We start from the raw sequence: 21,970 nt of genomic DNA on the forward strand, positions 1-21,970 counted from the left end.
GTTTTTTGTGAAGTGGGTCTGATTTCGGGTGCAATTTCCCCTGACAAAGGTATAATGGAGAAAGCATTTGGAAATGAGGCGGTAGGTCCGCCGGTAAGGGAGCGACACATGATGAGAAATATCAAATTGACGATTGAATATGACGGTCGTCGTTACTTGGGATGGCAGCGTTTAGGAGACTCGGAAAAGACGATTCAGGGCAAGCTTGAGACTGCATTGAAACAGCTCACGGGAGAAGAGATTGAAATCATCGGTTCTGGACGAACAGATGCAGGGACGCATGCCCGCGGTCAGGTGGCTAATTTTAAAACGGAAAATCAAATGGCGGTGGGTGATTTGGTGGCTTTTTTGAATCGTGCATTGCCTGGTGATATCGTAGTGAAACAAGCCGAAGAGATGCCGGAGCGGTTTCACGCGCGCTACAATGCTGTGGCCAAACGTTACAGCTACCAAGTCTGGAACAATCCGATTCCGACTGCGTTTGAGCGTCATCGTAGCTTCCATGTTCCTCAGCAGCTGGATCTGGCTAAGATGCAAACGGCTTGTGAAAAGCTGGTAGGAGAACATGACTTTTTAGGCTTTTCCGCATTGAAAAAGAGCAAAAAATCGACGGTTCGGCGAATTGATGAAATTACGATTGAAGGACAGCCGGGAGAGGGAATGCTGGTATTCACTTTTGTCGGTGACGGCTTTCTTCACAAAATGGTGCGGATTTTGACAGGTACGCTGGTTGAAATTGGCGCCGGACGATTAGAAATGTCGGCAATTGATGATGTCTTTGCCAGTAAGGTTCGGATGAATGCCGGTGAAACGGCACCAGCCCAAGGGTTATTTTTAGAGAAAGTCTTTTATAAATAAAGATACGGGCTGTGACATCAGTCATTTCAAAATGATAAATAGCGAAGGCTGCATCTAAGTAAGAAAAGTGATGCTAGTAAATCGTTAGGATAATCATTGTGCCAGAATCCGTAGAAAGAACATGACCATACGTATAAAAAGCGGTAAATGACACAGACTTCCCTTGATGAAATCAGGACAAGTCTATGTTTGAAGTTTTTAACAATGAAAAGCCAAGTTCCTGCCACTGTTTTTTAATGGAAGGAACTTGGCTTTTGTGGACTCACGTTGGCAGGGTCCGCTTTGGAGGACTCTGACAGAAACAGGATCACAGCTCTAAATTTTTTTTAGATTGTGAGAAGCAGGCTCTGGGGATGACTTAATTAGTTCTGACAATCAGTTGTCGTCAGTGGTCTCAGCAGCTAAAATCAATAGGCTGCGGCCCGAGATGGTAATTTTATTGCCGGCAAGTGTTCCCAGCGGTGTTGTGCCGGCCTGCTTGTTATCAGCGACTATCGACCAAGTTTCAGGCAGCGTAGCGATACTACGAAGTTTCACCTTTTGGGGCTCTTTTGTTCTGTTGACAATCACTGCCAGTTGTTGCCAATCGCCATTTGTGGCAGCTGCGTTAAAAATCGTATAGGCAATCAGGTTTTCTGTTTTGTCTTTGGCAAAGCGATAACTGCTGACAGCGGTGGTATCGGTGGCGCGCAGAGGGGCAAATTTTTGCCGAATCTGCCACATTCCTTGATAAAAATCAACCAGATCAGCGAATTCTGTGAGGCGCGTCCAATCCAGCTGGTTGATAGCAAGTGGCGATACAAAGGAATTTTCATCTCCGAATTTAGTACGGGCAAATTCTTCTCCAGCTTGCAGGAACATGCCGCCGAGACTGGTAAATTGAAGGGCAGCTGCAGCTTTATTCATCAGCACCAACTTTTCTTTACGATCAAAGGTTGTTTTTTTCTTTTTACTGGTGGAGATGCACAGTTTGTCCCAAAGTGTCAGGTTGTCGTGTGCAGCAATGTAGGTGATAACTTGTGAAGGATTCGTTGCCCAGGGAACTGGTTGCAGTGGGCTTTTGCTGCTGATTTTCAAATCACAGTTGGCCAAGATTGCTGCTTGCAGGTCACGATTGTGATAGGTGCGCTCTGTCTGTTTTTTTCCATTTTGCCCTTGCAGAAAAGCGCCATCTTTTTCTTCAAAAACGAAACCTTTCATGCTATCACGAAAATCATCGTTAAAAACGGCGATTCCCGGTGCCAGTTGACCAACATGGGCTTTGTTGGCAGGCTGCTCTGGGGGCTTGATTTCATTGCTGCCGGCATCCCAAGGCTCACCGTACATTAGGACGTTTTCTAAACCGTTTTTATCCAGGGTTTGTCGAATCGAATTCATCGTTTTGCTATCTAACAAGCCCATCAAGTCAAAGCGAAAGCCGTCTAAGTGATATTCTTGCGCCCAATACAAAACAGAGTCCAGGATATATTTGCGCACCATTGGACGTTCGCTGGCGACTTCATTGCCGCAAGCAGAACCGTCTGCAAAATTACCATCAGCATCTTGTCGATAGAAATAATCGGGTTCTGTGAGGTTGAACCAGGAATCTACCGTGCGCGAGGTGTGGTTATACACTACGTCTAAAATCACGCCAATTCCTGCTTGGTGAAGTGCCTGCACCAGCTGTTTAAATTCTTTGATACGGCAGGCGGGATCAGCTGGATTGGTGGCATAGCGGCCTTCTGGAACATTGTAGTTTTTAGGATCGTAGCCCCAATTGTAAGCAGTGCCGCTCTCGTCATTGTCAAAATCAAAAGCCGGCAGCAGATGAACGTGGGTGATTCCGATTTTTTTCAAATGGGCGACACCGGTAGCAATCTCCGGCTGTTGAGGTAGATGAGTATTTGTCTGGGTAAAGGCGAGGTATTTGCCGCGATACTCGGGAACAACCCCGCTGTCTGGCTGACTGCTGAAGTCAGCGATATGAGTTTCCCAAATCAGCGCGTCTGTAATCCTTCCAGAAAAGGGTGGACGTTTATCTGCTTGCCAATCAGTCGGATCTGTGTCAGCTGGCAGATCAAGAATGGCTCCGCGGTCACCGTTTAGACCGACCGCTTTGGCGTATAAATCGACGGTTTCTACCAGTTTTTCCCCACGAGTGATGCCATAAGTGTAGTAGCGACCTTTGAGATCTTCATTAATGCTGAGAGTCCAGAGATTACCAACAAGGCGCATGGGTATTGTTTCCAGTAGTGTCTCTTCATTTTTGTCACCGGTTTTGTACAAACGGAGGTCTACTTTTTCAGCAGTAGGTGCCCAGAGTTTGAAGACTGATTGTTTTTTTGTATAGGTCACCCCCAAGTGTTTGGAAGTGGTCACTGGGTAATGAGTCATCTGTTTCCCTCCTTTTTGATTGTTCCATCAGAAGCTGGTCATCTCTTCAAAACAAGCCCGTATGACTCGTTCCACAGCCTCTTCGTCCATTGGAACATAGATCTGCTGCATATTGTTGTGAGCCAAGACTTGACGGCTCATTTCAGGCACCAGCTCATCTGTTTTGATACCGACTTGCGGTAGGGTCATAGGAATCTCCATTTGTGTTTTGAAGAAGTTGTAGGTCAGCTCGACGCCTTTTCTAGCTTGGGTTTCAATGTCTAATAGCGGATCGACTTTCCAGACATTCCGGGCATACGTCGCAAATTTTTCGTGACTGGTAGGGTCAAAATCAAGACAGAACTTCATCCAGCGGGGAGTCAAGATTGCCAAACCAATTCCATGAGTGATGTCATAATAAGCGGACAATTCATGCTCGATGGGGTGACAAGTCCAACCGCCGGAGCGCCCTTTACTTACTAAGCCATTTAAAGCCAATGTTGAAGTCCACAATAGATTGGCCCGGGCATCATAGTTTTCGGGTGTTTTCAAGGCGACGGGACCGTTTTTGATTACTACTCGCAGCAAACCTTCAGCAATTTCATCTTGAACGTCTGTCCCAGCAGTTCGACTGAAGTACTGCTCAAAGAGATGGCTCATAATATCAGCAGAGCCGGCAGCAGTTTGCCATTTTGAAACGGTAAATGTATTTTCAGGATTCAAGAACGAAACTTTCGGAATCAGTTCCCAACCGCTAGTTCCAAGTTTTTCATTAGTATCAGGGTTTGAGATAACTGCGTTGCGATTCATTTCAGTCCCCGTCGCAGCAAGTGTCAAAATATCAACGATGGGTACGGCTTGTCCCATTTTGGAATTATCCACTACTAGATCCCAAGCATCTCCGTCGTAATAAACACCGCCAGCGATGACTTTGGCTGCATCAATCACTGAACCGCCGCCGACTGCCAAAATCACGTCTAACTGGTTTTCCCGAATCAGTTGGATACCTTCACGGACGCTGTCGATGCGGGGGTTGGGGGCGATCCCGGACAACTCTGTGATTTGAAAATCATGCTGGTCCAAAAGCTCAAGAATTTTGTCATAGAGGCCGTTTTTCTTGATGGAGCCACCACCATATGCCAATAAAACCTTTTTACCATAGGGAGCCAATGCTTCCGGTAAAGCTGCCAATTGATTAGTGCCAAAGCGGATATCTGTCGGGACATAAAATCTGAAGTTTTCCATTATCTGTCACTCGCTTTCTTAGTTTATGCCGTTTTACCAGCGGTTGAATCACAAGGATTCTCCAACTATCAGTATACCGTGATACCAGTTTTGGAGAAAGCGATTGCCACCTGAGCTATCAGTTGCGGTCTTGAATTTGCAAAGTCAGCTTTTGCGTGGGAGGGATGGTTGCGAAAGGGCGTGGAATAGTTGCATTTTAGAAGAATTTGGCGGAAAGTGAACATGACAACTTAAAAAGGAGTAGCAGAGATGGAACTGACAACCACAGATTTTAAGCTTTTTCAGCGTAGCAACTATACTTTTAAAGGATTGAAAGAAGTTTTGACTACTGAAGAAATCGACGACATAAAAGCCGATTATAAAACTCACTGGGAAAAGTGGAGAGCCATTCAGCTGGCAACTGCTGCGCTGTTGCCGCCGCAAATGGATCAGGGACGACCCAAAATTGAGAGCTGGACCAATGGTTGGAATTTGCGGAGCCATTTTTGGGCGGCGTATCGTAGTTCCTCACGGCAGCAGGAAAATGCTTGCCTGGCAGTGTTGTTGAATAAAAAGCAGTATCAGATTTATCTGATGTTCCAGCACTATCGCAGTGAAGAGCGCACCGGCAGCATCGACGATTACAATCGCCTATTGGAATTGCTGCCCCAATGGAGCCGGGAAATTGATCTGGCGGATTACTATATTTGGCCACAGACCGAAGACGAATTGACGGATCATTTGCCGCTGAAAACATACTTGGAGGACGAAGAACAGCGAAGAATCTTACAGCAAAGAATTGGCGAAAAAACCTTTCAAGTGGGTAAGCTATTTTTTGCTGAGAGAAGTTTGTCGGATATTGAAGGGGTGACTGCTGCAGCTTTGCAGGAGTTGGCACCTCTTTATCAAGCGCTTATGAAATCGCAGAAATCTGATCAGTAAGGGAGTTCCCCATACTTTTGTTAGAAAACATTTCCAAAAGAACAGATGTTTCCCTTTTTCTGTTACTGGTGTTATGGTCAACTTGAAAAAACAAATGCAAAGGAAGTCCTGAAGATGTTGAATGAAAAATTTTTAGAGGTAATGTCTCACGAAGGTGTCGTAACGATTATCACTAGTAGTAAAGAAGCTCCCGGATTTCATGCAGTGAATACGTGGAACAGCTATGTGCACATTCAAGGGGACACGCTGTATATCCCAGCGGCTGGGATGCATTCCATTCAAGAAGACATGGCGGAAAACGATGAGCTGCTGTTGACAATGGGCTCCAAAGAAGTGATTGGCACTGTCGGACCAGGAGCTGGTTTTCATCTTCGGGGCAAGGGCTATTTCATCGAATCTGGCGAGATTTATGACAAGATGCATGAAGAAATGCCTTTTTTGACTCGTGTCCTGGCAGTTAAAGTAAGCGATTTGCAACAAAAAATCTGATTCTGGCAATGAGTATGAATCTGGATTGATCTTCTAAAATGATTGTTTAGATTAACGTTTAACAGTTTGGCCTGGTCGTGGAAGACATGGCGGTAATATTTTAAAAGAGTGCGCGCCTGAATTATTTTGTTGGTGCAACGGGCTTTCGGCAATATTGTCGGAAGCCTTTTTTCATTTGCGATTAGTTGATGAGGAAAAGAGCTTTTCGAGAAAGAGGACACCATACAAAAATAGCAGATTATTTGGCGATAATTCAGAATTTTTCCACTTTAACAAACAGAATAGAGTATAATTTCAGTAAGAGTTTTGTATCAAAAATCAGCTTTTAGGCAAAAAAGGAGCGAGAAAAGATGATAAATGTTGCAATCGTTGGTTACGGAAATCTAGGACGCGGAGTGGAGCAGGCATTGAGCTTGAATCCTGACATGGCATTGGTGGGGGTCTTTACTCGCCGCGATCCAAAAACAGTGACGACAGCCGGAGCACAGGCTTACCACCTGGATCAGCTGGTCGAGCAAAAGGAAACCATTGATGTGTGTATTCTTTGCGGGGGTTCCGCCACTGATCTGCCAGTCCAGACGCCGGCACTGACAAAAGATTTCAATACGGTAGATAGTTTTGATACCCATGCAAAAATTCCTGAGCATTTCGCCAAAGTTGCACAGGTGGCCAAAGAAAATAACACTGTCGCCGTGATTTCCACCGGTTGGGATCCCGGATTGTTCAGTTTGAATCGGCTGTATGCTCAAAGTATTCTGCCAACAGGAGCCACCAATACTTTTTGGGGCAAAGGTGTCAGTCAAGGACATTCCGATGCGCTGCGGCGGATTAACGGAGTGGCAGATGCGACGCAGTATACGATTCCCAATGAGGCAGTAATTCAGCAGTTGCGGGCAGGGAAAAAACCAAAATTAACGACAAGAGACAAACACTTTCGGGAATGTTTCGTCGTTTTAGAAGCAGGCGCTGATGAAAAAAAAGTGAGACAAACGATTGTGACGATGCCTGACTACTTTGTGGATTACGATACAGAAGTTCACTTTATTTCTCAAGAAGAACTGAATCAAAACCACAAAGCCATGCCTCACGGCGGAACAGTCCTTCACACGGGGGAAACTTCTACTGGTGTCCAGCAGGTGATTGAATACAATTTGCATCTGGACAGCAATCCGGAATTTACCGCCAGTGTACTGGTGGCTTACGCCCGGGCTTGTGTTCGACTGGCAGCAGAAAAGCAGTATGGTGCTTACACGGTCTTGGATATTGCCCCAAAATACCTGTCACCGAAAAGTGATGAGGAGCTGCGGGAAACTTTGCTTTGACGAAAATAAAAAGAAGCATCGGTTAACGATGCTTCTTTTTTGTTGGAAAAAAGGCGAGGACCTGATTGAGTGTGATAGTGAAGATTTAGTGCGTTAATCTGAAGGGTTTATTTTAGTCTCTCGAGAAAAACTACGATACAATAATGTTATGAAAACGTTCTTTTGTAACTATAAATAACAAATTGGAGGAAGATAAGGATGAACAAAGCTTTTCCGGATAACTTTTTATGGGGCGGCGCAACTGCAGCCAATCAATTGGAAGGCGCGTACCTGACGGATGGCAAAGGATTATCGGTAGCTGATGCGATGCCAGGTGGTAAAGAGCGCTTCAAGATCATCGGATCAAAAGAATTCGTCTGGCAAATTGATGAAGCAAAGTACCGTTATCCCAATCATAAAGGAATCGATCATTATCAGAGGTTTAAAGAAGATATAGCCCTGTTTGCTAAAATGGGTTTCAAATGCTATCGTTTTTCAATTGCTTGGAGTCGTATCTTCCCGCAAGGAGACGAACAGACTCCTAATGAAAAAGGATTGGCATTTTACGATCAGCTCATCGATGAATGTCTGAAGTATGGAATTGAACCGGTTGTTACGATTTCCCATTATGAAATGCCGCTGAATTTAGCCAAAGCTTACGGCGGTTGGAAAAATCGCCAGTTGATTGATTTTTACGAACGCTTCGCAGCGGTGGTATTGAATCGTTATTATAAAAAGGTTCGTTATTGGATGACCTTTAATGAAATCAATTCGGCTTTTCATTTTCCAGCTTTGAGTCAAGGAATGGTGCCGTCAAATGGTGGGGATGATTACCAAAATATCTTCCAGGCTTGGCATCATCAGTTTGTAGCCAGTGCGAAAGCTGTAAAGATTGCTCACGAGTTGGATCCGGCGGTACAAGTAGGTTGTATGCTGATCTACGCAACAACTTACAGCTATGATGCCAATCCAATCAATCAGGTGGCGACTTTGATTGCGAATCAGGAGTTTAATTATTTCTGCGGCGATGTTCAAATCCGGGGGCAATACCCTGCCTTTACACAACGAATCTTTGAAAAATATGGTGTGACAGAGTTGGACATTGTGGATGGCGATCTGTCTCTTTTGGCAGATTATCCGGTGGACTATGTAGGGTTTAGTTATTATATGTCTATGGCAGTCAATGAAACGGATCCAGATCCGGAAACTTCTGCCGGCAATCTGCTTGGTGGTGTCAGCAATCCATTCTTAAAAGCTAGCGAGTGGGGCTGGCAGATTGATCCTGCAGGTCTGCGGATTGCCTTAAACGAATTATATGACCGCTACCAAAAGCCGGTCTTTATCGTTGAAAACGGTTTGGGTGCACTAGATCAGCCGGATGAAAACCACTATGTTGCAGATGATTATCGAATTGATTACTTGCGAGCTCACATTGAAGCGATGGCAGAGGCTTTACAGGACGGTGTTGATTTGATGGGCTATACCCCGTGGGGCTGTATCGATTTAGTCAGTGCTTCTACCGGTGAAATGAGTAAGCGTTATGGCTTTATCTATGTCGACTTAGACGATGAGGGCAATGGCACTTGTGACCGCTTTGAAAAGAAATCTTTTGACTGGTATAAAAAAGTTATTGCTTCAAAGGGGCAAGATTTAAGCTAAATAACAAGTAGGTTTTGTTATTATTCAAAAAAGCAGGTGATGAAATGCCGCAGCAACAAAGCCCGGCAATCTTGATTGCAATGGACTCGTTTAAAGGAAGTGCCACTAGCCTTGAAGCTGGTACGTGGACAGCCCAGGGAATTCGACAGATTGTGCCGCAAGCAACAATCACTGTTCTTCCGGTTGCAGATGGCGGCGAAGGTACGGTAGCGGCATTAGTTTCAGCTTTTTCAGGGGAAATCCAGCAGGTGCAAGTCACTGGGCCCGCTGGAAAGCCTGTAGTAGCGGCGTATGGTTGGCTGGACGCTGAGACGGCAGTGATTGAAACTGCCGCCGCTGCCGGACTCAATCTGACGGCGGGGACCCGCGAAGACGCTGTGACAGCCAGTACACGTGGCGTAGGGGAATTGATCAAGCACGTACTAAATCAAGGAGCAAAGCAGATTTATTTTGGCTTAGGCGGCAGTGGGACCTCAGACGGCGGCGCTGGAATGGCTCAAGTACTTGGCGCCCGTCTGTTGACCGCTGATGGTGATGAAATAGCACCGGGAATCGCTGGTCTGGTTGAGCTGGCAAGCATCGATACGACAGCTCTCGATGCTCGCCTACAACAGACACGACTGGTGATCTTAGCTGATGTGCGCAACCCGTTAGTTGGTGAGCAGGGCGCTATCGCCGTGTATGGGCCACAAAAAGGAATCCCTGAAAATGAGATTGAAATGTGGGATCCTGTGATGGCGCGCTATGGTAACCTTTTGCAAACCACTTTCCAACGAGAAATTGCCGCCCTTCCCGGGGCAGGCGCGGCTGGTGGTTTAGCCGCTGGATTAGCGGCTTTTTGTGGCGCAACAATCGAGCCGGGAATCGATACAATCTTGAAACTGATTGATTTTGACGAAAAAGTTCGAAGCGCGGATTTGGTAATTACCGGTGAAGGGCGAATGGACAGTCAATCGGCGAATGGCAAAGCACCCACAGGAATTGCTCAAGCTGCTAAAAAATACAAGAAGCCGGTCATTGCTCTAGTAGGCAGCCGTGAAGGAGACCTTACGCCAGTTTACCAAGAAGGAATTCGACTGGTTCTGCCTATTGTTCCAGGACCGGTGGATTTGGCAACAGCACTTCAACAGACCCGGCAAAATCTTCTGGAGGCAGGAAAAAATGTTGCACGAATCTGGCAACTACGGGAAAGATAGCGAGGCGGGGCTGTGTGCAGATGCTTTTTTAAAGCCGAATACCATTCGGTTCTTTAAAAAGGCCGGCTCATAAGCCCCTCCCGATTTTTTTAGTGATACACGATTCCAACAGTGAAGGCTTTTTGCTTGAAGAAATCTCTCAACAGCGGTATGATGTCAACGTTGGATTTTTGGGATATGGCCAAACTGGTAAGGCGCCTGACTCTGAATCAGGTAAGTGCAGGTTCGAGCCCTGCTATCCCAATCAAAAAGACCGCAGAGCATATGGTTCTGCGGTCTTTTTCGTTAACGGGGAGGAAAAACTATGACGAAATTAAACGAGGAATTTGCCTTTTTGGTACTTGCAATCGTTGCCGAAATTCCTCGAGGCAAAGTTGCGACATATGGACAAATTGCCGAGTTAGCAGGGTATCCCCGCAATTCTCGATTAGTGGGAAAAGTCTTGAGCCATGGGGAATACTATGGCCGCTATCCTTGCCAACGTGTAGTGAACGCGCAAGGTAGTTGTGCGAAAAACTGGCCGCAACAGCCTGCACTGTTGCAAGCAGAAGGGGTCGTTTTTAGAGAAAATGGCAGTGTAGATCTGCGACAGTGCCGCTGGAACGGCGATCGATAGCAAAACAAACCTGGTGAGTATCAAAATAGTCTACGGTTTCTTGTAAATGGACCTACAATAACTGTCTGGCTGTTGCTGTAAAAAAGGAGCGGAAATTCGCAGAAGGTCGTGACTTGTGCTAAAATGCAGTTAAATATGAATGAGTATTCATTTGACGGTACCTCTTTTGCGCCCGCCTTCTTCAACGCGGGTAAAGAAGGTAGACGCCGCGGGAATACTTAAAAATTGAATTTGCTGCAATTGAAAAGAGGTAATTGTATTATGCATGAACATCATCATGAACATTCTGGTGCTTCTAAGGGAATGGATCGTGCCTTTAAAATCGGAATTGTTATCAATCTGCTCTTTGTAGTCATTGAGGCCGGCTTTGGTTTTTCTGCGAATGCTTTGTCACTGGTGGCAGATGCCGGTCATAATCTCAGCGATGTTTTGGGACTGGCGGTCTCTTGGATTGCGCTGCTTTTGAGCCGCCGTCCTCGGACAGTGAAACGGACTTACGGGTATAAGCGCAGCTCGATTTTGGCGGCTTTGTTCAACGGGGTATTTTTACTGGTTGCTGTCGGGGGTATTCTATTAGAAGCTGTGCAGCGCTTGTGGGCTCCGCAGGCAGTCGCTGAAAATCAGGTAATCGTTGTAGCGACAATTGGCATCTTGATTAACGGCTTTACCGCATGGTTGTTTATGAAAAATCAAAAGCGTGACCTCAATATCAAAGGGGCATTTTTACACATGGCTGCCGATACGCTGGTTTCAGTGGGGGTTGTGTTAGCAGCTTTGGTAATCAAGGTAACGGATTGGTTCTGGTTGGATCCAGTCATCAGTATACTCATCGCAGTGGTGATTTTTATTGGCAGCTGGCAGCTTTTGCGAGACGCGTTGGCTTTGTCTGTAGACGGTGTTCCTCCTTCTGTAGACTATCAAGAGGTAGCTGCATTCCTGCTGTCCCAGCCAACGGTGATTGGGCAGCATGACCTGCATATCTGGGCGCTGAGCACGACAGAAAATGCGATGACTGTCCATCTTTGCCGAGAAACCTTAGCGGACAATAACCAGTTTTTGGAACAGCTGGACCATGAGTTGACTAGTCGGTTTGATTTGGCGCATATTACCATCCAAGTGGAGCTGGGAGAAATTAAAGACGAATCTGTAAAGCACAGTATTTGATTAGCTGAAGAGCTTTTGCAGCTGAACACAAGGTACTGGGATTATCTATAAGAGCTTGTTGCTATTTAAAGGATTAAAGGTATTTCTCAATTGAAAACAAAACACCGCAAACAGTAGGCAAAATTAGCTGCCGGCTGTTTGCGGTGTTTTTTATGTGTCATCAAACGTGGGCGTGGATAACCGGTGCTTTTTCCAAATCCAATACGCCTCGTTCAAGTAGCTCATTTACGATCCAAACGGAAACTTCTCCGGTAATGCCGATACAATGCTGTTTGCGGCCTTCTGACATAAAGTCATCCCCTGCCCATTGTCGCGTGATGACGCGGCAACAACAGGAACGGTATTTTTCTTTGATAAAGTCGTGGAGTCCTTTAGAGATTTCAAACATTTCGGGATTCATTGGTTCCCCCCGTTTGCGGCCGTAGACCATACCCAAAGAGATTTGTCCGCCAGAAACGGCCCCACACAGACATTGTGCTTTTCCCATACCGATGGGAAATCCCGAGGCTAGCCGCACGACATCTTCGTCATAAGGCTGACCCAAGACATCATTTAATGTCTCGACTACCGCTTCGGAACAATAATAGGTTCCGGTACTGAAATAAGTTTCAGCGACTTCTCTTACCATATCCAGATATTCTTGCTTTTCCATTGTTCAACTCTCCTTAACTAGTGTGATCTTCATCCATTAAATCGTTAGCCATTGCCGATTTTTCCTGCCAGGCTGATTTTAGAGGTAAGATTAGGCCGGTTACCAGATAACCCAAGAAGACATAAGTGATAAACAGGCCGGCTAAAATCATCTCAAAACGAAGCAGGACAGAAAAAAACGGGATTGAAACATTCTGAGCTGCCAGGTATTTTCCCGCTGCCTTTAATGAAAGAGCAGTGATCACTGTTGGAAAGGTGAAGGCAGAAAAACTGGGCAAAAAGGCTTTGGTGAAAAAACTCGGAACTTGTATCAAAATAAAGAAATAGAGCAATTGCGAGATTAGTAGTAATCCGAAAAATACCCCTTTGTGAGGTGTTGCAAAACTGTTCAAATAACCTGCCAGCAATAGGGAAACTGGTGCACAGATGATGGTGATATTGGCTCGTAGCACGGAGGGAATCTTTTTTACTTTGTAAACTCTATACAAAACCAGTGGCAATACAGCAACAATCAAGCCAGCCCCCAGTAAAAAGAAGAGCTGCCCCACCAAAAACTGTTGGTGAATTGGAGCCGTGACGCTGGCAGTGACAATGCCGATATAGACAATCAGCCAGCTGGGATAGACGTTTTCAATGTGAAAATCAAAGACCCAGCGTTTGGTAAAAAGTAACAGCAAGAACAGATGCAACAGGATTCCGAAAATCCAAACCAGCAATGCAATTTGGGAATGAAAGTCAGCAATATAAGTGGAGAAGACCATCAGACTCATGCTATAGGTAGGAAAAACAGAAGCGGGTACTGGCTGCTGCAGCTCACTTTTAAACTGTTGGCGATCAGCGAAAATCCGTAGGGTAATTACTCCTAATAACAGTGTTGCCAAAATTCCTAAGCCGTCATGGGCGAGTTGCGAATCACTTTGCAGCAGATTGCCCAAGACAAACATCGCTAAAATCAAGCCGGTGATGGGCAATGGTATTTTTTTTATCAGTGTCATCTTTTTTCCTCTTTTCTTTGATTGTTAAAAGAAGAGCTAGACTTGTGGAGATGGCGCAAAGCGAGGGTGCCCCGCTGATTTTTTGATCCCGATTTGGGCGGCACCAATTGCACCTGCATACTGTGACAGAGGATCGGTTATTACCGGGGCGCCAATCGTATCTGCCAGGACTGTGGTGAAGGCTTTGCTGGCGGACAGCCCACCAGTAAAGAAGACCGCAGCACCTTTTGGCGGCCGGAGTTTACTGTATTGACCGTTAATCCGTTTAGCGATTGCATAAAGGACGCCTAGTGCGATATCTTCACGTTTTTCACCTTTTGCAATCAAGCTGACGACTTCTGACTCGGCAAAAACAGTGCACATGCTGTTGATAGTGACCGGTACAGCCCCGGCAACAAAGGAATCCAGCACCTCGATTTCTTCCCCTAAGGTTCGCATCATCACTTCCACAAAGCGGCCGGTACCCGCAGCGCAGCGGTCATTCATGCTGAATTCAGCAACACCGCCTTGTCCATTCAGTAAAATTGTTTTGCAGTCTTGTCCGCCGATATCAATAACTTGTTGGGTACCCGTCCGCAGATATTCGGCTCCTTTACCATGACAAGTAATCTCGGTGACAACTAGATCGGCCGGCAGTAATTTGCGACCATAGCCGGTAGTTACTAAAAAGGTGTCTGCTGGCGAGTCTTCATTGTGAGCAGTATCACTTACTTCTGCAAGCTCTGGGAGACTAGGGTCTAATTGCGCTAGCACGGCTAGCATAGCTTTTTTTGGATCGCCGGCTGTGGGAAGCAGGCTCTTTTTGGTCAAACGTCCGGCTTCAAAGAGGACACCTTTAGTGGTAGTGGAGCCGGAGTCTAGGCCGATGACCCGCATCACACGCGCACCTCCAGCATTTCCACAAAGGCTGCAACCCGGGTATTGATCTGCTCGATATCAGCAGTCGAGTAGTCGGTTTCCAGATACATATAAGGCGTTTGTTTTTCTTCTTGCAAGAAACGTTTAATCTGCAAAGATTCCACCGAAAATGGAATACAGTTTTGTAAAACCATATCGATAACGCCGTCGACTTGATAGTCATCAACCATTTGGCTGAGAAGCTCTTTTCGAGGCTGGTTGTTAGACATGCAGGCACAACCAATCTGCAAGTATTTATCAGTCAAAGCTTGATAGACGTCTTCTTGGGTTTCATCGACTAACTTTTCAACCGCTTTGGCTACTGTACAATTTTCAAAAGCTACTACGATGCCGCCATTTTCTTCGATGGCGCGGATGACTTTTTCTGTCACGCCACCAATGGGAGAACCTGTCACCAGAATTCTCGGCTTATCATCAAGGCGGTGTCCCGCTTCATACTGGGCTTTGACTTTGGCGGTGGTTTCTTCTAACGTTTGGATGATTTCTTCTTTATCAAATTTGTATTGGGCACCGTACATCACTCGAAAAATTTCACCACCAGAAATGGCCGGTGGATTCAGTTGTCCAAGACGATAGAAATTTTGTTTAGCGATTCGTTCCCGATTCTTCAATTGAATTGCAGCTTGAATTTGACGATCAGTGATGGTCACGCCAAAATAGTCTTCCAGCTTTTCTTTAAAGGCGACCAGTTCACTGTACCAAAGGCGGCGACTGGTTTCGCTGTCCCGGTTGTGAGGCAGCTGCATCAAGTAAAGGTCTTTGAAACCGGCCATGTATTCGTACATTTTTTTCTTGCCGTCACAGGTGGTTTCCCCTACCACCAAGTCGGAAAAATAAAAATAGGGACATTTGTCGGTTTTACCAAAGCCGTAACTGGATTTGATCAAGGGGCAGAGGTTTCGAGGCAGATCCTCTTCGGCTTCCGGTATCGTTTCGTCAGAAGTGGAGCAGAGACTGATCTGGATTGCTCCAGCAGCTAATACCAGTTCTTCTGGCATAAACGTACAGTAGACACCGACGACCGGCTGACCACTTTCTTTCATTTTTTTGACGGTCAGAAATCCTTGCTGGCGAGCCTCCCCAAACTCGTCAAAAATTTCTGGTAAGGTAGTTTTGACTTCCATGTGATTGATACTCCTTTTATGTTCTATTTTGAAAAGATAGCGTCGGGTTTCGACGTTATGTAAACGTTGTCAAAAGGAGTATAGTAGTTTTGTACTAGTCTGGCAAGAGCTGATGAGAGTCGGGTGAAAGAAGGAATAAAAAATATTAATCTATAATAAAAAATATTTTGTTTGTTTTTTGAATGACATTTAAAAGCGGAGTGCGGGGCATTTTAAAAAGCAAATGGTAAAATGGAGAAAAGCTGAAAGGTGGCGTTTTTGTGACCGAACCACGAATTTATAACATGCATTTTGCCGCGGTTTATCCTCTCTACGTGGCAAAAGCAGAGAAAAAGGGCCGTAAAAAAGAGGAAGTCGATGAGATAATAACTTGGTTGACAGGTTATTCAAATGAAGCATTGGCGAAGCAGATTGCTGCCACAGTTGATTTTCGGCAGTTTTTTGAAGAAGCCCCCCGATTAAATCCCCAGCGATCGCTGATTAAGGGCGTTGTCTGTGGCGTTCGCGTGGAGGAGATAAAGGAACCTTTAATGCAGGAAATCCGCTATTTGGACAAATTGGTGGATGAGTTGGCCAAAGGAAAAGCGCTGGAGAAAATCTTGCGCAGCTGACAAGTTTTGTGAAGGGGGACTACAAGGGGTGGCGGCTTTGTTTTGGTTGCTTTTAGGGAAACTAGAGGGTAACCAGAAAACAGCTGGAACCATGATTAGAGCCGAATGGTTAGAAATAAGTGAGTATCGCTGACTATCAAGGGAGAAAAAAACTTGATAGGACAGGGGTACTTTTTTTGGAATTCTTTAACTAAAAAATATTTATTAGAATAAAAAATATTTTATCGGTTGCGCTATCTTTTTGCAGGATATCGTGCTAGACTTTTGAGTGTTAAAAGAAAGCGCTTGATTTTAGAGAAATTGAATTGATGGAGGGTAAAAAATGAAGAAGTTTTGGACAGCTGTAATGGCGGTAAGCTTGGCAGCATTATTAGGTGGTTGTGGTGGAAATAGTGGAAATGCAAATGCAAGTGATAGTACGGGAGAAAGTAGGACTGCCGCCAGTACGACAGCTTCGACAGAGAAAGCGGAACCCGTGAAGCTGCACTTGGCAGCCGCAGCCAGCTTGGAATATGCCTTTCAGGAAAAATTAATTCCGCTGTATCAAAAAGAACATCCAGAAGTGACTATTGAAGGGACTTACGACAGCTCAGGGAAACTGCAGACACAGATTGAATCAGGAATGGAAGCCGATCTTTTCTTCTCAGCAGCGACTAAACAAATGGCTGCACTGGTGACTGAAGACTTGATTGACAAAGATACAGTGACAGATTTGTTGGAAAACAAGGTGGTTTTGATTACACCTACCAATGATCCAGAAGGTCTAAAGGCATTCACAGACATCGAAAAAGCCAAAACGATTGCAATTGGTGATCCGGAAAGTGTTCCTGCAGGGCAATATGCAAAAGAAGTTCTCACCAAGTTGTCGCTATGGGACAAGTTGGAAAGCCGCTTTAGTTTGGGAACCAATGTGACGGAAGTCTTGAACTGGGTGGCAGAAGGGAGTGCCGATGCCGGGATCGTCTATGAAACAGATGCCAAAACGACGGATAAAGTTAAAATTATTGCTGAAGCACCGGCAGACAGCCTGGAAAAACCAATCATTTATCCAGCCGGAATCGTCAAAGCAAGTAAAAATGCCGAAGCAACAAAAGCATTTTTGGCCTTCTTACAGACGGCAGAAGCCGCTGACATCTTTAAAGAATATGGCTTTACACCGATTGCTAACTAAGCTGTCCACAAAAACACGGGTTAGCAAAAAGTGTTGGGGTGCTGACAATTTGGAGGCTGTGACACTCGTTTAGTCACTACCTTTGAAGCGAACACTACCAAACGTGAGTCACAAACAAGAGACGGCGACCTTCCATGAATAATCGGAAGGTCGCCGTCTTTTCATGATGAAAAATTTCAAATGCTGACAAGCCTTGCTTTCATCAAAGGAGATCAGTGTTGTGTACTTTTTTATACATGAGGCAGAGCTCCTTTTTCGTTGGAGAATTATCGATACCCCAGCATTAATTCTTTTGCAGGCAATCGCCGGTAGACCTAAGAACAGCTTTAGCGGACGATCATTACTGAGATGGGGGCATTTTTTGCGATATAGGCTGCGTGAGAACCGAAATAGCCAATCAGCCCTTTTTTGTCATTGGAACCCACCACTAAGAGATCAGCGGTGACATTGGGCAAAATGGTCTTGACGATGACTTCCGCGACATCCCCTTCGCCAGTATAGGTTTCTACTTCTTTGACACCGTGAGCTAACGCATATTGCTGATAGGTCAGCAGCCGTGCCATTAGTTTCTCCCGCTCGCTTTTAATATAATTATTGTCCATTGCTTGATAGACATTCATGTTATCGGTCTCCAAAATCGAGACAATTAATAGCTTGGCAGCATCGATATGCGCCCGTTCAACAGCGTAATGAAATGCTTTTTGCGCATCTTCGGAAATGTCGACTCCCACCATGATGTTTTTGAACTTAAAGACTTCACTCATCTTTTTCACCAGCTTTCAGGCTTTCTTCATAGCGTTTATTGCTCTTATAAAGATCGGTGATAGTCCATGCCAACAATGCCAAGACTCCAGCAATCAGAAAATAAGCAATGCCATTGGCTAACTGAATTTCGCCGGAAGTAGGGGAATCCCCGAAAAATCCTTGAATTGCACTGGGCAGTCCCCTTAAGTTCAGATAAGTCAGGGAAACAACCGAAAACCAACCGAGAATTTGGACGATCAGGCGATTTTTAAAACGGTGGCCCATTTCGTTTTCGCTATTGGTCATAATCAATAACGGCAACATGGAGAATGGTAGCGCAAAGGCCAGAAAGACTTGGGAATTGTTCATCAGATTGTTCAAAGCGGTGTGTTCTACCACGGGATTATCACTGCGGGTGAACAACACACAGATCATTACCGGCACCACAGAAATCAAACGCGTTACCAAGCGACGCAGCCAGATAGGAATCCGCAGATGGATGAAGCCTTCCATAATTACTTGGCCGGTCAAAGTCCCGGTAATGGTAGAATTTTGACCAGAAGCAAGCAATGCGACAGCAAACAGCGTCGATAAGAGGCCGGTCTTTGCGACATTCATCAACACGCCATTACTCATAGTTTCTGGATCTGACAGTGCATGGAAAAGTCCGAAGAAAGAAGGATCTTGAACAGTCCCAGATTTGAAAACCGCCACCCCCATGATTAACAAGAGTGCGTTTACGACAAATGCCAGTGAGAGTTGGATATTGGAATCCCAAGTAGTGAAACGGACAGCTTGTGCCACATCTTCTTCGTCGTTGTGGTCAATTTCACGAGTTTGAGAAACTGCTGAATGCAGATACAAATTGTGAGGCATGACCGTAGCTCCAATGATCCCCAATGCGCCAGTTAAGGGTGTTTGACCATTGACTACGGTATCTTCTGAAAAGGTCTTGGCAGTTGGGATGAAGCCCTTTAAGACGGCGCTCCAATCAGGATGAGACAGAGCAACTTGATAGACGAATACAAATAAGATCACGAAAATCAGACAGACTACAATACCCTCGATCTTTCGAAAGCCGATCTTAGTCAGAAGCAGCAATAATAAGACGTCAAAGACTGTGATGAAGACGGCAATCACCAGGGGAATATCAAACAATAAATAGAGTGCAATCGCAGCCCCGATAACTTCGGCGATATCTGTCGCCATGATCGCCAGCTCAGTGATGATCCAAAGAACAATCCCCAATTGCTTACTCGTACGTGCGCGAATTGCTTGTGCCAAGTCCATTTGGGTAACAATCCCCAGCTTGGCAGCCATATATTGCAAGAGCATAGCAATCAAACTGGAGATCAAGATGACCGACATCAGTAAGTATTGGAAATTTTGCCCGCCGGTAATGGAAGTGGACCAGTTCCCCGGGTCCATATACCCAACGGCTACCAGTGCCCCCGGACCGGAGTAGGCTAAAAGTGTGGGCCAAAAGCCTTTTCCTTTGGGGACTTTGACGGTCCCATTGATTTCCTGCAATGAGAGACCATTGGTGTGTGCCAGCAGTTTATGTGATTGCGGTTCTTTTGGAGAGTGTTGCATGCAGATCCCTTCTTTCTCTTCTTCGGTGTTATTGTACTCCTGCTTTTAGCAAAACAAAAGTAAAAAGTTAGGTTAGCCGAATTTTATGTGAAAGTTGCATCGTTTATTCTGAAAGGATAAAAATTTTGCTGACAAGTGATGAAACGCTTTCTCCTCATGATAGCATAGAGAGGAAATTTTCTGGAAACGATAGCGATTCTAAAAAGGACACTTGAAAACAGGGGGATAACTGCTTTCAAGTGTCTTTTGCAAGAAGGATTAATCATTGTCTACGATGGTTTGGATATGGTCAGCTAAAAAGCGGACGAAATTTGGTGTGTTTTGCTTGAAGTCGTCAATAAAGGAGCCAGAAGGACTAGAAATGGCACCGACTTCTTTGTTCATGATGTCGAATACGGCTAACTTGCTGTCGCCGTCTTGCCAAGCTAATTTCCAGTAGGGGCCCTCCAAAGCGCCGTCCAGCATCTGTTGGCCGTTGTCTAAAACAGCTTGACGGATGACTTCTTCTTCAGAGACTTCCTTTCCTTTTTCTTCCAGGTAAGCGATTTTTTCGGCTATTTCGGTCATATTGGCTGGTACGATGGGATACATAGGATCATTCCTCTCACTTATTGTGGCTGGTTGAGGGCCACTGGCTACTTCAGTTATACGCAAATACCAAGAAATCTGCAACGAACAACACCTGCTAAGACTTTTTCCTAAGACTTTTTGCCGTCGCAAGCACCTTGAGGTATCATGGAGACGGAAACCTTCCTAGCCATTTTTACAGATGAAAGCGGAAGGAGACAACTTGTTAAAAAGAAGGTACTTGTGATGAAAATTGTCAAAATCAACTATGGTAGTTCCGCATATCAGGAGACGCTGGCATTACGAAATCGGATCATGCGTAAACCCCTGGGACTGGATATCTTTCAAGAAGATTTCTCTCAAGAAGCAAAGGCGCTAATTTTGGGAGCATATAATGAGGTGGGAAGCAGCCTTTTGGGGGTCGCAGTAATGTCACACCAGCCAGAGGGATGGCAAGCTGTTGACTATCTGTGTGTGGACACCCAACTGCAAAGTAAAGGGGTGGGACGTAAGCTTTTGGCAGAATTAGAAGCAACAGCCCGTAAGCAAGGTGCTCAAGGCATTTGGTTAGAAGCTCGTGTTTCAGCCAAAGGATTTTATGAAAAACTGGGTTACCGCAGTTTTGGTGAAGTCTATGAAATGCCCCACGCGCCGGTGCCCCATATTAAAATGGACAAAATCTTTCCCCTGTCGTAAAACTGACAGTCTGTGCTTGTCGGCACAGTGGAAAACGGTTACTATAAAAGGCAAAAATGGAATAATCAAGTCTTCAGTCAAATCCAGTCAGCAGCTTTACGTGTGCTACTGGGCCCCATTTGACAGCTGGCAAACAACAGCAGGACTGTTGCACTTATCCCACAGGAGGAGAACCCATATGACCCCAGAGTATTATCAACTCAATACCGAAAATCAAACCAAATTGGAATTGGCTGTCTTTGATCATCCGGCACCAAAAGGAATCTTGCAGATTGTTCATGGTGCTTTGGAGTACAAAGAACGCTATTTTGATTTTGCCAACTATATGAATAATGCCGGTTATGTCATTATTTTGTCGGATAATCGGGGACACGGCGGCTCAGTATCTGAAAAAGATCCCCACGGTGTCATGCATGATTTTGACCTGTTGGTTGCGGATCAAGCAGCAATCACGGCCTTTATCAAAAGCAAATATCCTACGTTACCCTTGAGTATGTATGGCCATTCTTTTGGCTCGATTTTGGCGCGTAATTATTTACAACAACACGACAACCAGCTGCACAAATTGGTGCTTACCGGAACCGCCAATTATGTTCCTATCGTTCCACTGGCGATCAAATTGGGACGAGCCTTTACAAAGCGACGGGGCAATATGGAAACCAATCAGTTTTTGAACTATCTTTCCGGAAACTTAGGTGTGGAACAAGATTGGTTATCCAACAATCCAGAGAGCAATGAGCGAGCTAAAAATGACCCTAACATGGTGAAGCTTTATCCGGTGCGTAGTTTACTGACTATCTGGGAAGGGGATCATCAGTTGAAAGCCTATGACAAGTATCAGTGTCAAAACCCGGATTTACCGATTCTAAACCTAGTGGGGGCTGAAGATACCAAAATCACGGGAGGGAAAAAAGGACTTGCCGATACGTTGGCGACTTTGCAAAAAATTGGCTACCACAACATTCAAAGTGAAGAGCTGCCGGGGATGAAGCACGAAGTCTTAAATGAGATTGATTATCTGCAAGTCTATGAAAAGATTCGTACCTTCCTGGATTGAGGGAGAGTATACAAAAAAAGAGGGTTCTACAATATTTAGTGT

At 45.3% G+C, this 21,970-nt stretch carries 21 protein-coding genes and 1 tRNA gene; 13 read left to right on the forward strand and 9 right to left on the reverse strand.

The window, feature by feature from the left end; translation table 11 throughout:
* The first annotated feature begins 111 nt into the window (after nt 1-111).
* The gene (truA, locus tag BAU14_RS00390) at nt 112-858 is read left to right on the forward strand and encodes a tRNA pseudouridine(38-40) synthase TruA (RefSeq protein ID WP_161898114.1); all 747 of its coding nucleotides are present in this window, start codon (nt 112-114) and stop codon (nt 856-858) included.
* A 375-nt stretch (nt 859-1,233) separates the two neighbouring features.
* Here the strand turns inward: truA and pulA are convergent, their stop codons facing one another.
* Both pulA and BAU14_RS00400 read right to left on the reverse strand, forming a co-directional pair.
* A complete protein-coding gene (gene pulA / locus BAU14_RS00395) occupies nt 1,234-3,231 on the reverse strand; it encodes a type I pullulanase (RefSeq protein WP_161898115.1) in 1,998 nt (665 codons plus the stop codon).
* A gap of 27 nt (nt 3,232-3,258) precedes the next feature.
* Nucleotides 3,259-4,455: an iron-containing alcohol dehydrogenase gene (locus BAU14_RS00400; protein WP_161898116.1), complete on the reverse strand. Its 1,197-nt coding sequence runs from the start codon at nt 4,453-4,455 to the stop codon at nt 3,259-3,261.
* Between the two features lie 249 nt (nt 4,456-4,704).
* Between BAU14_RS00400 and BAU14_RS00405 the strand changes: the two genes are divergently transcribed.
* The 8 genes from BAU14_RS00405 (at nt 4,705) to BAU14_RS00440 (ending at nt 11,801) form a co-directional block, all read left to right on the forward strand.
* Nucleotides 4,705-5,376: an HI_0552 family protein gene (locus tag BAU14_RS00405; protein WP_161898117.1), complete on the forward strand. Its 672-nt coding sequence runs from the start codon at nt 4,705-4,707 to the stop codon at nt 5,374-5,376.
* Between the two features lie 117 nt (nt 5,377-5,493).
* A complete protein-coding gene (locus BAU14_RS00410; protein ID WP_161898136.1) occupies nt 5,494-5,865 on the forward strand; it encodes a pyridoxamine 5'-phosphate oxidase family protein in 372 nt (123 codons plus the stop codon).
* A 350-nt stretch (nt 5,866-6,215) separates the two neighbouring features.
* Nucleotides 6,216-7,187 carry a diaminopimelate dehydrogenase gene (locus BAU14_RS00415; protein WP_161898118.1) on the forward strand — a complete coding sequence of 324 codons (972 nt, stop codon included), beginning with the start codon at nt 6,216-6,218 and terminating at the stop codon, nt 7,185-7,187.
* 198 nt (nt 7,188-7,385) lie between these two features.
* Nucleotides 7,386-8,825: a glycoside hydrolase family 1 protein gene (locus BAU14_RS00420; RefSeq protein WP_161898119.1), complete on the forward strand. Its 1,440-nt coding sequence runs from the start codon at nt 7,386-7,388 to the stop codon at nt 8,823-8,825.
* A gap of 44 nt (nt 8,826-8,869) precedes the next feature.
* Nucleotides 8,870-10,021 (forward strand): glycerate kinase, encoded by a 1,152-nt coding sequence (locus BAU14_RS00425; protein ID WP_161898120.1) that lies wholly within the window; start codon nt 8,870-8,872, stop codon nt 10,019-10,021.
* Between the two features lie 171 nt (nt 10,022-10,192).
* Nucleotides 10,193-10,265, forward strand: a tRNA-Gln gene (locus BAU14_RS00430).
* A 60-nt stretch (nt 10,266-10,325) separates the two neighbouring features.
* A complete protein-coding gene (locus BAU14_RS00435) occupies nt 10,326-10,637 on the forward strand; it encodes an MGMT family protein (RefSeq protein ID WP_161898121.1) in 312 nt (103 codons plus the stop codon).
* Between the two features lie 261 nt (nt 10,638-10,898).
* Nucleotides 10,899-11,801, forward strand: coding sequence for a cation diffusion facilitator family transporter (locus tag BAU14_RS00440; RefSeq protein WP_161898122.1), 903 nt, complete (start codon nt 10,899-10,901; stop codon nt 11,799-11,801).
* A gap of 160 nt (nt 11,802-11,961) precedes the next feature.
* Here the strand turns inward: BAU14_RS00440 and BAU14_RS00445 are convergent, their stop codons facing one another.
* The 4 genes from BAU14_RS00445 to BAU14_RS00460 are packed head-to-tail and all read right to left on the reverse strand — an operon-like array spanning nt 11,962 to nt 15,489.
* On the reverse strand, nt 11,962-12,453 hold the full coding sequence (locus tag BAU14_RS00445) for a C-GCAxxG-C-C family protein (RefSeq protein WP_161898123.1): 492 nt from the start codon (nt 12,451-12,453) through the stop codon (nt 11,962-11,964).
* A gap of 13 nt (nt 12,454-12,466) precedes the next feature.
* Entirely contained in the window at nt 12,467-13,447 is a 981-nt protein-coding gene (locus BAU14_RS00450) for a TDT family transporter (RefSeq protein ID WP_161898124.1), read from the reverse strand.
* A 36-nt stretch (nt 13,448-13,483) separates the two neighbouring features.
* Nucleotides 13,484-14,323 (reverse strand): acyl-CoA dehydratase activase, encoded by an 840-nt coding sequence (locus tag BAU14_RS00455; RefSeq protein ID WP_161898125.1) that lies wholly within the window; start codon nt 14,321-14,323, stop codon nt 13,484-13,486.
* Nucleotides 14,323-15,489, reverse strand: a complete 1,167-nt coding sequence (locus BAU14_RS00460; protein WP_161898126.1) for a double-cubane-cluster-containing anaerobic reductase — start codon at nt 15,487-15,489, stop codon at nt 14,323-14,325. Before BAU14_RS00460 ends, BAU14_RS00455 begins: the two co-directional genes overlap by 1 nt.
* Nucleotides 15,490-15,749: 260 nt before the next feature.
* On the opposite strand from BAU14_RS00460, the gene BAU14_RS00465 reads away from it, so the two are divergent.
* The gene (locus BAU14_RS00465) at nt 15,750-16,100 is read left to right on the forward strand and encodes a DUF2200 domain-containing protein (RefSeq protein ID WP_161898127.1); all 351 of its coding nucleotides are present in this window, start codon (nt 15,750-15,752) and stop codon (nt 16,098-16,100) included.
* 322 nt (nt 16,101-16,422) lie between these two features.
* Nucleotides 16,423-17,271 (forward strand): molybdate ABC transporter substrate-binding protein, encoded by an 849-nt coding sequence (gene modA, locus BAU14_RS00470; protein ID WP_161898128.1) that lies wholly within the window; start codon nt 16,423-16,425, stop codon nt 17,269-17,271.
* Between the two features lie 326 nt (nt 17,272-17,597).
* On the opposite strand, the gene BAU14_RS00475 is transcribed toward modA, so the two are convergent.
* The 3 genes from BAU14_RS00475 to BAU14_RS00485 all read right to left on the reverse strand — a co-directional run bounded on the left by BAU14_RS00475 (nt 17,598) and on the right by BAU14_RS00485 (nt 20,199).
* Nucleotides 17,598-18,035 carry a universal stress protein gene (locus tag BAU14_RS00475; protein ID WP_161898129.1) on the reverse strand — a complete coding sequence of 146 codons (438 nt, stop codon included), beginning with the start codon at nt 18,033-18,035 and terminating at the stop codon, nt 17,598-17,600.
* The gene (locus BAU14_RS00480; protein WP_161898130.1) at nt 18,028-19,608 is read right to left on the reverse strand and encodes an Nramp family divalent metal transporter; all 1,581 of its coding nucleotides are present in this window, start codon (nt 19,606-19,608) and stop codon (nt 18,028-18,030) included. The genes BAU14_RS00475 and BAU14_RS00480 overlap by 8 nt, the downstream gene beginning before the upstream one ends.
* A 258-nt stretch (nt 19,609-19,866) precedes the next feature.
* Nucleotides 19,867-20,199 carry a hypothetical protein gene (locus BAU14_RS00485; protein ID WP_161898131.1) on the reverse strand — a complete coding sequence of 111 codons (333 nt, stop codon included), beginning with the start codon at nt 20,197-20,199 and terminating at the stop codon, nt 19,867-19,869.
* Nucleotides 20,200-20,421: 222 nt separating this feature from the next.
* Between BAU14_RS00485 and BAU14_RS00490 the strand changes: the two genes are divergently transcribed.
* Both BAU14_RS00490 and BAU14_RS00495 read left to right on the forward strand, forming a co-directional pair.
* The gene (locus BAU14_RS00490; protein WP_161898132.1) at nt 20,422-20,871 is read left to right on the forward strand and encodes a GNAT family N-acetyltransferase; all 450 of its coding nucleotides are present in this window, start codon (nt 20,422-20,424) and stop codon (nt 20,869-20,871) included.
* Nucleotides 20,872-21,049: 178 nt separating this feature from the next.
* Nucleotides 21,050-21,928: an alpha/beta fold hydrolase gene (locus tag BAU14_RS00495; protein WP_161898133.1), complete on the forward strand. Its 879-nt coding sequence runs from the start codon at nt 21,050-21,052 to the stop codon at nt 21,926-21,928.
* Nucleotides 21,929-21,970 lie beyond the last annotated feature (42 nt).

The organism is Candidatus Enterococcus leclercqii, assembly GCF_009933135.1.
GTDB lineage: Bacteria > Bacillota > Bacilli > Lactobacillales > Enterococcaceae > Enterococcus_C > Enterococcus_C leclercqii.